Annotated in this window: 18 protein-coding genes; 5 read left to right on the top strand and 13 right to left on the bottom strand. The window is 64.2% G+C overall.

Going from position 1 to position 13503, the window contains the following annotated elements; translation table 11 throughout:
- Positions 1 to 4: 4 nt before the first annotated feature.
- Positions 5 to 436 (bottom strand): hypothetical protein, encoded by a 432-nt coding sequence (locus IB234_RS00690; protein ID WP_192312385.1) that lies wholly within the window; start codon positions 434 to 436, stop codon positions 5 to 7.
- Positions 437 to 527: 91 nt separating this feature from the next.
- Between IB234_RS00690 and pip the strand changes: the two genes are divergently transcribed.
- From pip to IB234_RS00665, 5 genes are all read left to right on the top strand, one after another.
- Positions 528 to 1499, top strand: a complete 972-nt coding sequence (gene pip / locus IB234_RS00685) for a prolyl aminopeptidase (protein WP_192312383.1) — start codon at positions 528 to 530, stop codon at positions 1497 to 1499.
- The gene (dtd, locus tag IB234_RS00680) at positions 1496 to 1933 is read left to right on the top strand and encodes a D-aminoacyl-tRNA deacylase (protein WP_192312381.1); all 438 of its coding nucleotides are present in this window, start codon (positions 1496 to 1498) and stop codon (positions 1931 to 1933) included. Before pip ends, dtd begins: the two co-directional genes overlap by 4 nt.
- A 148-nt stretch (positions 1934 to 2081) precedes the next feature.
- Positions 2082 to 2873, top strand: coding sequence for a transporter substrate-binding domain-containing protein (locus IB234_RS00675; RefSeq protein WP_192312380.1), 792 nt, complete (start codon positions 2082 to 2084; stop codon positions 2871 to 2873).
- Positions 2874 to 2966: 93 nt separating this feature from the next.
- Entirely contained in the window at positions 2967 to 3929 is a 963-nt protein-coding gene (locus tag IB234_RS00670; RefSeq protein WP_192312379.1) for an amino acid ABC transporter permease, read from the top strand.
- A complete protein-coding gene (locus tag IB234_RS00665; protein WP_043311109.1) occupies positions 3922 to 4656 on the top strand; it encodes an amino acid ABC transporter ATP-binding protein in 735 nt (244 codons plus the stop codon). The genes IB234_RS00670 and IB234_RS00665 overlap by 8 nt, the downstream gene beginning before the upstream one ends.
- A 21-nt stretch (positions 4657 to 4677) precedes the next feature.
- Here IB234_RS00665 and IB234_RS00660 read toward each other — a convergent pair whose 3' ends face one another.
- From IB234_RS00660 to ubiE, 12 genes are all read right to left on the bottom strand, one after another.
- Complete coding sequence (locus tag IB234_RS00660; protein ID WP_192312378.1) at positions 4678 to 5238, bottom strand: hypothetical protein; 561 nt, start codon at positions 5236 to 5238, stop codon at positions 4678 to 4680.
- A 5-nt stretch (positions 5239 to 5243) separates the two neighbouring features.
- Positions 5244 to 6389 carry a hypothetical protein gene (locus IB234_RS00655; protein WP_192312377.1) on the bottom strand — a complete coding sequence of 382 codons (1146 nt, stop codon included), beginning with the start codon at positions 6387 to 6389 and terminating at the stop codon, positions 5244 to 5246.
- A gap of 20 nt (positions 6390 to 6409) precedes the next feature.
- On the bottom strand, positions 6410 to 7270 hold the full coding sequence (locus IB234_RS00650; protein WP_192312376.1) for a hypothetical protein: 861 nt from the start codon (positions 7268 to 7270) through the stop codon (positions 6410 to 6412).
- A 254-nt stretch (positions 7271 to 7524) separates the two neighbouring features.
- The gene (locus IB234_RS00645) at positions 7525 to 8232 is read right to left on the bottom strand and encodes a 16S rRNA (uracil(1498)-N(3))-methyltransferase (RefSeq protein WP_192312375.1); all 708 of its coding nucleotides are present in this window, start codon (positions 8230 to 8232) and stop codon (positions 7525 to 7527) included.
- Positions 8229 to 9005 (bottom strand): twin-arginine translocase subunit TatC, encoded by a 777-nt coding sequence (tatC, locus tag IB234_RS00640; protein WP_192312374.1) that lies wholly within the window; start codon positions 9003 to 9005, stop codon positions 8229 to 8231. The genes IB234_RS00645 and tatC overlap by 4 nt, the downstream gene beginning before the upstream one ends.
- Positions 9002 to 9382, bottom strand: coding sequence for a Sec-independent protein translocase protein TatB (gene tatB / locus IB234_RS00635; RefSeq protein WP_192312373.1), 381 nt, complete (start codon positions 9380 to 9382; stop codon positions 9002 to 9004). Before tatB ends, tatC begins: the two co-directional genes overlap by 4 nt.
- A gap of 3 nt (positions 9383 to 9385) precedes the next feature.
- On the bottom strand, positions 9386 to 9652 hold the full coding sequence (locus IB234_RS00630) for a twin-arginine translocase TatA/TatE family subunit (protein WP_043311114.1): 267 nt from the start codon (positions 9650 to 9652) through the stop codon (positions 9386 to 9388).
- A 22-nt stretch (positions 9653 to 9674) separates the two neighbouring features.
- The gene (locus IB234_RS00625) at positions 9675 to 10007 is read right to left on the bottom strand and encodes a phosphoribosyl-ATP diphosphatase (protein WP_043311115.1); all 333 of its coding nucleotides are present in this window, start codon (positions 10005 to 10007) and stop codon (positions 9675 to 9677) included.
- Entirely contained in the window at positions 10000 to 10398 is a 399-nt protein-coding gene (gene hisI / locus IB234_RS00620; RefSeq protein ID WP_192312371.1) for a phosphoribosyl-AMP cyclohydrolase, read from the bottom strand. Before hisI ends, IB234_RS00625 begins: the two co-directional genes overlap by 8 nt.
- A gap of 81 nt (positions 10399 to 10479) precedes the next feature.
- Entirely contained in the window at positions 10480 to 12069 is a 1590-nt protein-coding gene (ubiB, locus tag IB234_RS00615) for a ubiquinone biosynthesis regulatory protein kinase UbiB (RefSeq protein ID WP_192312369.1), read from the bottom strand.
- On the bottom strand, positions 12066 to 12680 hold the full coding sequence (locus IB234_RS00610; protein WP_192312367.1) for an SCP2 domain-containing protein: 615 nt from the start codon (positions 12678 to 12680) through the stop codon (positions 12066 to 12068). Before IB234_RS00610 ends, ubiB begins: the two co-directional genes overlap by 4 nt.
- Positions 12680 to 13450: a bifunctional demethylmenaquinone methyltransferase/2-methoxy-6-polyprenyl-1,4-benzoquinol methylase UbiE gene (ubiE, locus tag IB234_RS00605; protein ID WP_192312365.1), complete on the bottom strand. Its 771-nt coding sequence runs from the start codon at positions 13448 to 13450 to the stop codon at positions 12680 to 12682. Before ubiE ends, IB234_RS00610 begins: the two co-directional genes overlap by 1 nt.
- Positions 13451 to 13503: the final 53 nt, after the last annotated feature.

Here is a 13503-nt window from a genome sequence, read left to right as displayed (position 1 = left end):
GCGACTACTCCCAGTTCAGCCGCGCCAGCTTCCACTCACCCTTTTCCTGCCACCATTCCAGCGTGACGCTGTAGTGCCGGGCGCTGTCCGGAATCAGGCCTTCGGCGCCAGTCATGGCCACTTCGGCGCGGGTGTGGCCCTTGTCGCTATAGGTCGGGTCGACTTCGCTGCTGGTGCCGATGGCCAATACCCGCACCTGTTTGTGGCGCAGGAACAGCAGGGCCATGGTGCGTCGTGCCCATTCGCGGTCGTATTGCTGCTGGGCACTGAACTGCGGGTGCAACTGGTCCAGCACCTCGTCGTTGCGCTTGGCCTCGATATTGTCCTGCAACTGCTGGACGGCAGCTTCCAGCGCGGCCTGCGGATCGCTTGGCGTGCAGCCGGTGAGCAGCGTGCAGATCAGTAGAAAAGCCAGGGCAAATCGCTGGGTAGGCATGTTCAACTCCCGATTCATGGTTATGATGCCCGGCACGGCTGACCGTCGGCAGACGGTCCAAGGACCTTACGCACAGACGCGGGAGTGCGCCATGCAGACTTTGTATCCGGAGATCAAACCCTACGCCCGCCATGAGCTGGCGGTGGAGGAACCGCACGTCCTCTATGTGGACGAGAGCGGCTCTCCGGATGGCCTGCCGGTGGTGTTCGTCCACGGTGGCCCGGGCGCCGGCTGTGACGCCGCCAGCCGCCGCTACTTCGACCCCAACCTGTACCGCATCATTACTTTCGATCAGCGTGGCTGTGGCCGTTCCACGCCGCACGCCAGCCTGGAGGGCAACGACACCTGGAGCCTGGTGGCGGACATGGAACTGATCCGCGAGCACCTGGGGATCGACAAGTGGGTGCTGTTCGGCGGCTCCTGGGGTTCGACCCTGTCACTGGCCTACGCCCAGAGCCATCCGGACCGGGTGCATGCGCTGATCCTGCGCGGCATCTTCCTGTGCCGTCCGCAGGAGTTCGACTGGTTCTACCAGGAGGGCGCCAGCCGCCTGTTCCCCGACTACTGGGAAGACTACCTGGCACCGATCCCGGCCGAGGAGCGCAGCGACCTGATGCAGGCCTTCTACAAGCGCCTCACCGGCCCGGACCAGATCGCCCAGATGCACGCGGCCAAGGCCTGGTCGTGCTGGGAAGGGCGTACCGCCACCCTGCGCCCCAACCCGCAGGTGGTCGACCGTTTCACTGAGCCGCACCGCGCCCTGTCGATCGCGCGTATCGAGTGCCACTACTTCGTCAACAAGGCCTTCCTCGAGGAAGACCAGCTGCTGCGCGACATGCCAAAGATCGCCCATTTGCCGGGCGTGATCGTGCATGGCCGCTACGACGTGATCTGCCCGTTGGATAACGCCTGGGCGTTGCACCAGGCCTGGCCCAACAGCGAGCTGCAGATCATCCGCGATGCCGGCCATGCGGCTGCCGAGCCGGGCATCACCGACGCCCTGGTGCGCGCCGCCGACCAGATGGCCCGGCGCCTGCTCGATCTGCCCCTGGAGGACGCGTGAAGCTATTGATCCAGCGGGTGCGTGGCGCCCGCGTCGAAGTCGAGGGCGAGATCGTCGGCGCCATCGACCAGGGCCTGCTGGCGCTGGTCGGTATCGAGCCGCAGGACGATGCGACGACGCTGGCCAAGGGCTTGAAACGGATGCTTGCCTACCGCGTTTTCAGCGATGCCGAAGGCAAGATGAATCTGTCGCTGACGGACGTGAACGGCGGGTTGCTGCTGGTCTCGCAGTTCACCCTGGCCGCCGATACCAAGAGCGGCCTGCGCCCGAGCTTCTCCACCGCCGCGCCGCCGGCTCAGGGCCTGGCGCTGTTCGAGCAACTGGTGGCGCTGGCCCGCGAGCAGCATCCGCAGGTGGCCACCGGGCGCTTCGGCGCCGACATGCAGGTGCACCTGGTCAACGACGGTCCGGTGACTTTTCTCCTCGACATCTGAAGCGACCGGTCGTCGGTGCGGCGATCTGGCTCGATTCCTGCCTGTTTTGCGACTCGCCATCCACAGTTCGGGCGGTTAGGATTGCCCGCCTTGCCCCGGTGTCCGTGGGGGCGCATCCGTATTACGAGCTGTCCCTTAGGAGATAGGAATGAAGAAGTTTCTCGCATCTCTGCTGCTTTCCGCCTGCGCGGTGAGCGGCCTGGCCCACGCCGGCATGGTCGACGACGCGGTCAAGCGCGGCACCCTGCGCGTCGGCATGGACCCGACCTACATGCCCTTCGAGATGACCAACAAGCGCGGTGAGATCATCGGCTTCGAAGTCGACCTGCTGAAAGCCATGGCCAAGGCCATGGGCGTCAAGCTGGAGCTGGTTTCCACCAGCTACGACGGCATCATCCCGGCCCTGCTGACCGACAAGTTCGACATGATCGGCTCCGGCATGACTGTGACCCAGGAGCGCAACCTGCGGGTCAACTTCCCCGAGCCCTTCATCGTGGTCGGCCAGACCCTGCTGATCCGCAAGGAGCTGCAAGGCGAGATCAAGTCCTACAAGGACCTCAACGATGGCAAGTACCGCATCACCTCGAAGATCGGTACCACCGGCGAAATGGTCGCCAAGAAGCTGATCGCCAAGGCCCAGTACCACGGCTTCGACAACGAGCAGGAAGCGGTGATGGACGTGGTCAACGGCAAGGCCGACGCCTTCATCTACGATGCCCCGTACAACGTGGTGGCGGTGAACAAGGCCGGCGCCGGCAAGCTGGTGTTCCTCGACCAGCCGTTCACCTTCGAGCCGCTGGCCTTCGGCCTGAAGAAGGGCGACCACGACAGCCTGAACTGGATCAACAATTGGCTGAACCAGATCAAGCACGACGGCACCTACGAGCGCATTCACACCAAGTGGTTCAAGAAGAACGACTGGCTGAAAGAGATGGAATAAACCCCGCGTCGGACTTCGGTCCTCGCTGGTGACGACAGGCCCGGCCCACAAGGTCGGGCCTGTTTCTGTTCCCCGCCATGAGCGAGATTTCCCGTGATTAGAAAACATCGTCGTACCTGGCCCTGGCATGTCCTCACCGGACTGATCCTGGCCCTGGTGGCCTGGAGCCTCTGGTACTCTACCTCGCTGATTGCCTACGAGTGGCACTGGAACCGCGTGCCGCAGTACTTCGCCTACCAGGCTGAAGAGGCGCAGCGCGCCGCCGACTACGGCAGCGTCAGCGCCATCACCGCGAGTGGCGAGCAGACCCGCGTGACCCTCACCGCCGAGGGTGGCGAGGAGCAGGTGCTGGAGATCGCCAGCGACAGCCTGCGGGTGGCCGAGGGCGACGATGTCAGCGAAGGCGACGAGATCGGCGTCACCCGCCACTGGGCCGCCGGCCCGCTGCTCTGGGGGCTGTGGACCACGCTGTGGATCTCCGTGGCGTCCGGTGCGATGGCCCTGGTGATCGGCCTGGTCACCGGCCTGTGCCGGCTGTCGAGCAACCCGACCCTGCGCGACCTGTCCACTGTGTACGTCGAGCTGGTACGCGGCACGCCGCTGCTGGTGCAGATCTTCATCTTCTACTTCTTCATCGGCACCGTGCTCAACCTGTCCCGCGAGTTCGCCGGAGTGGCTGCGCTGGCGTTGTTCACCGGCGCCTATGTCGGCGAGATCGTCCGTGCCGGCGTGCAGTCGGTGGCCAAGGGACAGGGCGAGGCGGCCCGTTCGCTGGGCCTGAACGCAGCGCAGAGCATGCGTCACGTGATCCTGCCGCAGGCCTTCAAACGCGTGCTGCCGCCGCTGGCCGGGCAGTTCATCAGCCTGGTCAAGGACACCTCGCTGGTCTCGGTGATCGCCATCACCGAGCTGACCAAGAGTGGCCGTGAAGCCATCACCACCTCGTTCTCCACCTTCGAGATCTGGTTCTGCGTGGCCGGCCTGTACCTGGTGATCAACCTGCCGCTGTCGCAGATCGCCAACCGACTGGAGCGGAGGCTCGGCAAAAGTGATTGAAGTCCGCAACCTGGTAAAAGTCTTCGACGCCCGCGGCCATGAAGTGCGTGCGGTGGATAACGTCACCACGCAGGTGCAGCGTGGCGAAGTGGTGGTGGTGATCGGCCCGTCCGGCTCCGGCAAATCCACCTTCCTGCGCTGCCTCAACGGCCTGGAAGAACTCGATGAGGGTTCGGTAAGCATCGACGGTGTCGACCTGGCCAATCCCAAGACCGATGTGAACGCTTACCGTCGCGAGGTGGGCATGGTGTTCCAGCACTTCAACCTGTTCCCGCACATGACCGTGCTGGAGAACCTGTGCCTGGCGCAGAAGATCGTGCGCAAGCGCGGCAAGGCCGAGCGTGAAGCCAAGGCCCAGGCCCTGCTGGCCAAGGTCGGCATCGCGCAGAAGGCCCACGAGTATCCCTCGCGCCTGTCCGGTGGCCAGCAGCAGCGCGTGGCGATCGCCCGCGCCCTGTGCATGGAGCCCAAGGTCATGTTATTCGACGAGCCGACCTCGGCGCTCGACCCGGAAATGGTCGGCGAGGTGCTGGACGTGATGAAGCAGCTGGCCCAGGAAGGCATGACCATGGTCTGTGTCACCCACGAGATGGGCTTCGCCCGTGAAGTGGCCGACCGGGTGCTGTTCTTCGACCACGGCAAGCTGCTGGAAGACGCGCCGCCCGCGCAGTTCTTCGCCCAACCGCAAGATGCACGGGCGCAGAGTTTCCTGCGTCAGGTGCTGTAGCGTTTCGTCCGTGCAGTGGCCTTACTGCGAGCCGTCGGTGGCGGGCTCGGTGGCGGCTCGTATCTGGTCCAGTGCGGCGGATAGGTTGAAAGGTGTCTGTCCCAGCGTCTGCTCCAGATACTCTTTCGCCTGTTCCGGCAGGCCCGTATAGGCGAGCGCCATTTCATGGCGCCGTGGGCTGGAATAGATGGCTTCCATCAGGAGGTCCTGGGTGAGAGGAACATCGCCCAGTCCGTATTGCTCGCGCACAAAGGCCTGCGAGCCCAGTGCATAGGCGAGGGCCAGCCGTTCCTTCTGGTCGCAAAGCTCCTTGTTGCGGAAGCTCAGATGGCCAATGGCGTTGACCAGCGCCTCCCGGGGCAGGCTCAACGCTGCGGCGTCCAGTCGAGGTGGCATACGACGCGCCAGCGCCTGGCATTCCTCGATGCGAGTGCCGAAGTCGGCCATTCGCAGCATTACTTCCCGCTGCTGGGCGGCGATCACCTGATCGCGAGGCGAGGCTTCGCTGGCCTGAGTCACCACAGGTGCTAGCAGTGGGCCCACCAGCGCCAGTGTTGCGAGCCTATTGGTAACTGTCGTCATTCCTGTCATTCCGGCTCGGGCACGCGTAGGCGTTGCAGGGTCTTGCCGACGAGCAGTATTTCGTCGCCAGCGGGGGAAATCGCCAGCAGGCGAGGAAAGGTGTCAGTGGTAATCCGCCCCAGCAGCTTTTTGCTGGGGATGTCCCACACCTCGACCGCGTCCTGCTGGCTGGAGATGGCCAGGCGGCCGTTGGCCGAGAGCGCCATGGCCAGCACGTCGTTGTTCATCTCCAGTTCGAACGTGCGCTGGTAGGGCTCGACCTGATAGACGTGGACGCGCTTGCGCCAGGCTGTTGCAAAGTTATCGCCGGAAGGGTCCGTAACCAGGGCAGTGGAGCCCGAGCTGGCGAACCATGGAGCGCGGCCGCAATCGCGTACTGGCTTCAGCTCGGGCATTGGCCATACCCGGCAAGCGCCATCTGGGGCCTGTACCACGACATGGCGGCTGTCGCCTGTGAGTGCGGCATCTCCGGGGGCGATACCCAACTTCCACTGGGTGCTGCTGTCGCTGAATGGGTCGTAGAGCATTGCCCAATTGCCGGGGTAGCTGCTCGAGAAGACCTTGCCGCTGTCTGTCAGAGCATGGTCGAAGCCTGCCGGGCTGAAGGTTCTGACGGGATATTCCTGGCCGGTATGCCAGTTGATCAGCTTATCGGGATAGTTGATGTAGGTGCGGTTCACTCGAACTGGGCGAGTGTCGCGTAAATCGGGAGGGCGGTGGACATGCAGGCGCTTGGGCGGGTTTATCTGCTGGATGTTCACCCGGAAATCATGGGGTTTATTACGCATATCCCCAGCAGCATAGTAATAGGTATTGTCGTCAATGACGCCGGCATACCAAAGGTGAGGAGTCGTAGAGCTTTTAGGATCCCCTGTTTGACTTCCTGCGAAGAGCGACTCAATAGGTTCTTTCGTGATTAAGGCTGCGGCTTTGACCTGGAAGATGCTCACGCCGGCGTATAGATCACCTATTAAGTAGTGCTTTCCGTCCGGAAAGTAGGCGAGGGCATAGATGTTCTGACTGGCGATACCACTATTGATCGGGATCAGCGGTCTGGCGCTGGCGCGCTGGCTTTCGACATCGCGGCTGGCATGGGCAATGCTGGTTTCCAGACCGAGAGCCAGAAGAAACAGAAGGTGGAGTCTCTGCATAGTGACGTTCTCTCATGCGGCTACAGGGACACGTGCACGTAGCCATAGAAATACGGCAGGAATTGTCTGACGGTTAAGTTCGTGACCCTGCTGTTTGAGCGGCGATTTCCATTTCCCCAGGTGTAACATTCAAACTTGAGAGGGGCATCGAGGAATTTCTCCGACCCATAGGTGGCAGGAGTCCAGCTGTCTCTGCCTACGCGGATGGGAGAACCAAGCACGATCCAGTGATCTGGTGTGCCCAGAAGGGTTTTGGGAGTACCCTTTTTCAGCTTGTCGAGCGGTACTGTTCCCGCTGAAGATCCGAGAATCGCCGCGCGTACAAGTAGGCAGACCAGACTGTTTGAGCCGTAGTGCTGGTTGGCCTCCATCAGCGTCTTGGCTGAGCTGCCGAAGACATAGTTGACCTTGCTATCGGCACCACTGAACAGTCCGCAGGACTTGAACCATTCGACCATCTGACCAGCTGCTGTGATACCTGCCATGTTCGAATCTCCGCTGCTCAGGCTCAGCAGTCCGTTGGATGAGTCACGCAGGCTGGCCAGTGCTACCCAGTCCACAGGATGTGTCTCCGAGGCAGAGCCATTGCGGCAGGCCTGACTGGGTTTGACGTGTAGCTTTCCCAGTTTCGCCTCTCCATGGAGCAGCAGTTCTACTACGTAGTGCTTGTATACTTCCTTGTGGTGCTTGGCCAAGCAGTACATGAAAGCAGCCGGACCACAGAGTGGCGTAAGACCTTGAGCAATACGGTGTGGATTTTCAGCGCGCTCATTGATGGCATCTACCAGACCAATACTATTTCTTGCGCAGACAAAGGCGAGGTTTGGATACCCCACGCCTGGCGCATTCAAGAATTCTTCAACAGAGAGTTTTATCGACATATCGCAATCCTTTGCGTAGGTGGAGGGCCGTTTCCCCTGCAGGTGCAATCAGGGCGAGGACACGATCAATCCGGCGTCGGGTGGTCCCAGCTTCCATGCTGGGTATCGGGGGCGAGATTCATTTCCGCTGATTTCTGAGCACTGACATTCTGCATGGCCCATCCAGACTTTCCATGGGACTCGTCACGCTTTGGCGCCTGGAGTTTGCATTGCCCTTGGGCGTTGCCCTGGCTAGTCGTGTACTGGCCTGAGCCTCAGAACAACCGCGCCAGTAGCGCCGTCACCGCGGTTTCTACTCGCAGGATGCGCTCGCCCAGTTGCACCGGCGCAAGGCCTGCCTCGCCCAGCTTTTCCACTTCGTAGGGAATCCAGCCGCCTTCCGGGCCGATGGCCAGGGTCACCGGTTCGCTGAGGGCGCGTGGGCAGGCGGGGTAGTCGCCTGGGTGGCCGACCAGGCCCAGGGTGCCGGCGGCGATGGCCGGCAGGCGGTCCTCGACGAAGGGCTTGAAGCGCTTCTCGATGATCACCTCGGGCAGCACGGTGTCGCGGGCCTGTTCCAGGCCGAGAATCAGCTGCTCGCGGATAGCGCCCGGATCGAGGAAGGGCGTTTGCCAGAAGCTCTTTTCCACCCGGTAGCTGTTGAGCAGCACCAGGCGCGGCACGCCCATGGCGGCTACGGTCTGCAGCACGCGCTTGAGCATCTTCGGTCGTGGCAGGGCGAGCAGCAGGGTCAGTGGCAGCTTGGCTGGTGGCGGCTGATCCAGCGTCACCTGTAGCTCGGCGTGTTGCTCATCGAGTGCCAGCAGGGTGCCGCGACCCATCAGACCGTCGAGGCGGCCGACGCGCAGCTGGTCGCCGGCCTCGGCGCGGTGCACCTCGTGCAGGTGCTTGAGGCGCCGGCCTTGCAGCACGGCGCGATCCGGCGCGACGAAGTCGGCCTCTTCCAGCAGCAGCAGGTTCATTGCAGCGGAGCAGGCGGCTGGTCGTCGCTCGACTCTTCGGGCTCGTGCTCGCTGCGTTTGCGTACCAGGCCGCCGAAGAACAGGCCGACCTCGAACAGCAGCCACATGGGCACGGCCAGCAGGGTTTGCGAGAAGATGTCCGGCGGGGTGAGGATCATGCCGACCACGAAGCAGCCGACGATCACGTAGGGGCGGCTCTTCTTCAGAGTGTCGATGTCGACGATGCCGACCCACAGCACCAGGAAGGTGGCGACCGGAATCTCGAAGGCCACACCGAAGGCGAAGAACAGGGTGAGGACGAAGTCCAGGTACTCGTTGATGTCGGTCATCATCGCCACTCCTTCCGGGGTCACGCTGGCGAAGAAGTGGAACATCAGCGGGAACACCAGGAAGTAGGCGAAGGCCATGCCGCCGTAGAACAGGAAGATGCTGGAGACCAGCAGGGGCATGGCGATGCGCTTCTCGTGCTTGTACAGCCCCGGGGCGATGAAGCCCCACACCTGGTGCAGGATGATCGGGATGGCGAGGAACAGCGAGCACCACGCGGTCAGCTTGAACGGGGTGAGGAAGGGCGAGGCGACACCGGTGGCGATCATCGTCGCGCCTTCCGGCAGGTAGGCGCGCAGCGGCGCCGAGACGATGGTGTAGATGTCCTGGGCGAAGTAGAACAGCCCGGCGAACACGATGAAGATGGCGATCACGCAGCGCAGCAGGCGCGAGCGCAGCTCGGTGAGGTGCGCTACCAGAGGCATCTCGGTATTCGGGTCGGTCATGGCTGGCGCGGCGGCTCCGGATTGGCTGAGGATTGGGCCGGGGGAGTGGCAGCGGGGGCTGCCGCCGCTGGCGGGACAGCGGGTGCCTCGCTCTGTGGCGTGATCGCCGGGGCTTCGGCAGCCGGCGGCGTAGGCGGCTGGATGGACTGTTTGAGTTCGCGCTCCAGCTGCAGGATCTGCTCGTTGTGCAGCTGGCGACGAATTTCGTCGGCGCCCATCTCGCGCTCGACCTCAGCCTTGATCGCGCTGAAGCTGCGCTTCAGGCGGCCGATCCACAGGCCAGCGGTGCGTGCCGCGCCGGGCAGGCGCTCGGGGCCGAAGACGATGAGCGCTACCAGCCCGACCAGCAGCAGCTCGGAAAAGCCGATATCGAACACGGGTTAGTCCTTGCGCGCCGGCTCTTCGACTCGCTGAGCCTGGGCGTCGATGGTCTGCGGCTTGTGCTGCACGTCGGCGCTGGCAGCGGGCTGTACCGGTGCCTGCGGCTGCGCTTCGGCCGGTTTGTCCTCGTCGGTGTTCATCGCCTTGCGGAAGCCCTTGATGGTCTCGCCTAGGTCGGAACCGAGGTTCTTCAGGCGTTTGGTGCCGAACACCAGTACCACGACGATCAGGATGACGACCCAGTGTTTCCAGTCAAAGATACCCATGCCAGTAGTCCTCGTTATGAATTCAGGAAGTGGGGCGCGCCGCTTTCTCGTCGTGCCCGGAAAGTCCGAAGCGGCGGTCCAGCTCGTCCAGCACGGCCTGCGGATGCTGGCCGAGGGCGGCGAGCATGACCAGGCTATGGAACCAGAGGTCCGCGGTTTCGTAGATCAGGTCGCTGCAGTCGCCGCTGGCGGCTGCGTCCTTGGCCGCAAGAATGGTCTCGACCGACTCTTCGCCGACCTTCTCCAGAATCTTGTTCAGGCCCTTGTGATACAGGCTGGCCACGTAGGAGCTGTCCGGCGCCGCACCCTTGCGCGCCTCCAACACCTCGGCCAGACGGGTGAGGGTGTCACTCATGCTTGTGCCCCTGGTAGATGGCGTGCGGGTCTTTCAGGATCGGGTCGACGGTCTGCCAGGCACCGTTCTCGAAGACCCGGTAGAAGCAGCTTTCGCGACCGGTGTGGCAGGCGATGCCGCCGAGCTGTTCGACCAGCAGGATGACCACGTCGGCGTCGCAGTCCAGGCGCAGTTCGTGGAGCTTCTGCACGTGGCCGGATTCCTCGCCCTTGCGCCACAGCTTGCCACGCGAACGTGACCAGTAGATGGCGCGCTGCTCGGCGGCGGTGAGGGCCAGGGACTCGCGGTTCATCCAGGCCATCATCAGTACGCGCCCGGTCTTGTGATCCTGGGCGATGGCCGGGACCAGGCCATCCTCGTTCCAGCGAATTTCGTCGAGCCAATCAGTCATTCGGGGCTCCGCCCGCGGTGGGCGGCCTTGTGGTGAGTCGGTTAACTATCCGGTTAGTGTGCCAGCCATGGCCGGCACTGGCTATCGGCGCAGGATCAACGCGAGGCCGGCGCCCAGGCTGAGCCAGGCGGCCCAGGCCGCCGGTGCCAGCACCAGGCCCTGGCTGACGCCGCCAGCCACCAGCGCCGCACCGAGCAGGCGCAGCGGCCAGCCGCGCTGGGCGGGCGCCTCCACGCTGGGCACCGGACGTTGCTGGTTGAGCTTCTCCAGGGTGTCGCGGGCCATCTGCGACAGGTGCGGCACCTGCTCGGCCTGCTGCTGCAGGTTGCGCAGCAGGTGCAGCGGGCTGATGCGTTCGCGCATCCAGCGCTCGAGGAACGGCTGAGCGGTGCTCCACAGGTCCAGGTCCGGGTACAGCTGGCGACCGAGGCCCTCGATGTTGAGTAGAGTCTTCTGCAGCAGCACCAGTTGTGGCTGCACTTCCATATTGAAGCGCCGCGCGGTCTGGAACAGGCGCAGCAGCAGCTGGCCGAAGGAGATGTCTTTCAGCGGCTTCTCGAAGATCGGCTCGCACACGGTACGGATGGCCGCCTCGAACTCGTTGACCTTGGTCTCTGCCGGCACCCAGCCGGAGTCGATGTGCAGCTGGGCTACGCGGCGGTAGTCGCGCTTGAAGAAGGCGATCAGGTTGCGCGCCAGGTAGTCCTGGTCCTCGGGCGTGAGGCTGCCGACAATGCCGCAGTCGATGGCAATGTACTGCGGGCTCCACGGCGTGCGGGTGGCGACGAAGATGTTGCCGGGGTGCATGTCGGCGTGGAAGAAGCTGTCGCGGAACACCTGGGTGAAGAAGATCTCCACGCCGCGTTCGGCCAGCAGTTTCATGTTGGTGCGCTGGTCGGCCAGGGTGGCCAGGTCGGTCACCGGCACGCCGTAGATGCGTTCCATGACCAGCACCTTGTGACGGCACCAGTCCCAGTACACCTGTGGCACGTAGAGCAGGTCGGAGCCTTCGAAGTTGCGCCGTAGCTGGCTGGCGTTGGCTGCCTCGCGCAGCAGGTCGAGCTCGTCGTAGATGGTCTTCTCGTAGTCCGAGACCACTTCCACCGGGCGCAGGCGGCGGGCGTCGACCGAGGTCTTCTCGGCGATACGCGCAGCGAGGAACAGCCAGGCGAGGTCCGAGCGGATGATCGGGCGCAGGTTGGGGCGGATCACCTTGACCACCACTTCCTCGCCGCTCTTCAGCTGCGCGGCGTGGACCTGGGCGATGGAGGCGGAGGCCAGCGGGGCCACGTCGAAGCGGGCGAACACTTCGCCGACCTTGGCGCCGAGCTGCTCCTCGATGCGCTCCACAGCATGTTCCGGATCGAACGGCGGCACCTGGTCCTGCAGCTTGGCGAGCTCGTCGGCGACGTCCGGCGGCAGCAGGTCGCGGCGGGTGGAGAGCAGCTGGCCGAACTTGATGAAGATCGGGCCGAGGTCTTCCAGGGCCAGGCGCATGGCTTCGCCGCGGCTCAGTTCGAGTGGCCGGCGCGGCAGCCAGCGCCAGGGCAGGGCGAAGCGCAGGGCGCGCATCCAGGTGGGCAGCGGCAGGGTCAGCAGCAGGTCGTCCAGGCGGTAACGGATGACCACGCGCAGGATGCGCAGCAGGCGGCGGGTGGCGAGCAGGCTCATGGGGTCTTGTTCAGGTTCCGGGCAAGGCGGTCGATGCGTGCGTCGAGGCGATCGAGGGCCAGCTTGAGGTCGTCCAGTTCGTCGAAGCGGGCCTGGGCTTCGCGTTCGCCGACCAGGCTGCGCGATTCTTCGGCCAGGTAGTCGGCCAGGGTCTGGCGCAGGCTGTCCAGGCTGTCGCCGGCCCAGCTCACGCGGCTGCGCAGGTGGCCGGCGAGCAGCTGGCTGCCGACCGGGCCGAGCCAGCGCGAGATTTCGTATTCCCAGTCCAGCTCCAGGTCTTGGAGGATGCCGGCCAGCTCCAGCAGCACGGCGCTGTCACCGTTGAGGGTGACTTCCGGGCGGTGCAGGATGGCGGTCTTGTCCTTGGCCAGGGCCAGGCGCAGCAGGCTGCTGGCCGGCGCGCTGAGGGTGCAGTCGGCCTCGCTCCACTGGCTGGCCAGCTGCAGACCTTCGTCGCTGGGCAGGACGAACAGCTTGAGCGCCGGGCTCAGGCAGTCGACTTCGATCACCTTGTCTTCCAGTCGGGCCAGGCGCGGCAGCGCGGTGCTGTCCATCTGCAGCACGCGGTTGAGGCCGAGCTCGACGCCGGCCAGCAGACCGGTGAGCAGCATCAGGGCTTGATACCGCGGTGCAGGGCGACGATGCCGCCGGTCATGTTGTGGTAGGTGACGCGCTCGAAGCCGGCCTCGACCATCATAGCCTTGAGGGTCTCCTGATCCGGGTGCATGCGGATCGACTCGGCCAGGTAGCGGTAGCTGTCGGCGTCGTTGGTGATCAGTTTGCCGGCCAGCGGCATGAAGCTGAACGAGTAGGTGTCGTAGGCCTTGGCCAGCAGCGGGTTACCCGGCTTGGAGAACTCCAGCACCAGCAGGCGGCCGCCCGGTTTGAGCACGCGCAGCATGGAGTGCAGGGCGTTCTCCTTGCGCGTCACGTTGCGCAGGCCGAAGGCGATGGTGACCACGTCGAAGTGGTTGTCCGGGAACGGCAGCGCCTCGGCGTCGGCCTGGACGAACTGCACATTGCCGGCCACGCCCTTGTCCAGCAGACGGTCGCGACCGACCTTGAGCATGGAGTCGTTGATGTCGGCCAGCACCACCTCGCCGGTCGGACCGACCAGGCTGGAGAACTTGCGGGTGAGGTCACCGGTGCCGCCGGCGATGTCCAGTACGCGGTTGCCCGGGCGCACGCCGGACAGCTCGATGGTGAAGCGCTTCCACAGGCGGTGCAGGCCGCCGGAGAGCACGTCGTTCATCAGGTCGTACTTGGCCGCCACCGAGTGGAAGACTTCGGCGACCTTCTCCGCCTTCTGGCTCTCAGGCACGTCCTGGAAGCCGAAGTGGGTGGTCTTGTCCTGCTCTGCGGCCTTGCGCGGGTCATTCATGTCGCCGTCACCTGAATCGAAGTGGCGGCCATTCTAAACCCGTGGCCGGCCTT

This window comes from Pseudomonas sp. PDM16 (genome assembly GCF_014851865.1).
Lineage (GTDB): Bacteria > Pseudomonadota > Gammaproteobacteria > Pseudomonadales > Pseudomonadaceae > Aquipseudomonas.
Note: the sequence above shows the minus strand (reverse complement) of the source record. Positions and strands in the feature narration are given on the sequence as shown.

What these genes read in the sequence shown, in the direction of transcription:
- IB234_RS00630 (WP_043311114.1), bottom strand. Translation starts at nt 9,652, where the DNA reads ATGGGTATCTTTGACTGGAAACACTGGGTCGTCATCCTGATCGTCGTG.
- tatC (WP_192312374.1), bottom strand. Translation starts at nt 9,005, where the DNA reads ATGACCGACCCGAATACCGAGATGCCTCTGGTAGCGCACCTCACCGAG.
- IB234_RS00625 (WP_043311115.1), bottom strand. Translation starts at nt 10,007, where the DNA reads ATGAGTGACACCCTCACCCGTCTGGCCGAGGTGTTGGAGGCGCGCAAG.
- IB234_RS00675 (WP_192312380.1), top strand. Translation starts at nt 2,082, where the DNA reads ATGAAGAAGTTTCTCGCATCTCTGCTGCTTTCCGCCTGCGCGGTGAGC.
- pip (WP_192312383.1), top strand. Translation starts at nt 528, where the DNA reads ATGCAGACTTTGTATCCGGAGATCAAACCCTACGCCCGCCATGAGCTG.
- IB234_RS00610 (WP_192312367.1), bottom strand. Translation starts at nt 12,680, where the DNA reads ATGCTGCTCACCGGTCTGCTGGCCGGCGTCGAGCTCGGCCTCAACCGC.
- IB234_RS00690 (WP_192312385.1), bottom strand. Translation starts at nt 436, where the DNA reads ATGCCTACCCAGCGATTTGCCCTGGCTTTTCTACTGATCTGCACGCTG.
- IB234_RS00650 (WP_192312376.1), bottom strand. Translation starts at nt 7,270, where the DNA reads ATGTCGATAAAACTCTCTGTTGAAGAATTCTTGAATGCGCCAGGCGTG.
- ubiE (WP_192312365.1), bottom strand. Translation starts at nt 13,450, where the DNA reads ATGAATGACCCGCGCAAGGCCGCAGAGCAGGACAAGACCACCCACTTC.
- hisI (WP_192312371.1), bottom strand. Translation starts at nt 10,398, where the DNA reads ATGACTGATTGGCTCGACGAAATTCGCTGGAACGAGGATGGCCTGGTC.
- IB234_RS00645 (WP_192312375.1), bottom strand. Translation starts at nt 8,232, where the DNA reads ATGAACCTGCTGCTGCTGGAAGAGGCCGACTTCGTCGCGCCGGATCGC.
- ubiB (WP_192312369.1), bottom strand. Translation starts at nt 12,069, where the DNA reads ATGAGCCTGCTCGCCACCCGCCGCCTGCTGCGCATCCTGCGCGTGGTC.
- IB234_RS00655 (WP_192312377.1), bottom strand. Translation starts at nt 6,389, where the DNA reads ATGCAGAGACTCCACCTTCTGTTTCTTCTGGCTCTCGGTCTGGAAACC.
- IB234_RS00660 (WP_192312378.1), bottom strand. Translation starts at nt 5,238, where the DNA reads ATGACGACAGTTACCAATAGGCTCGCAACACTGGCGCTGGTGGGCCCA.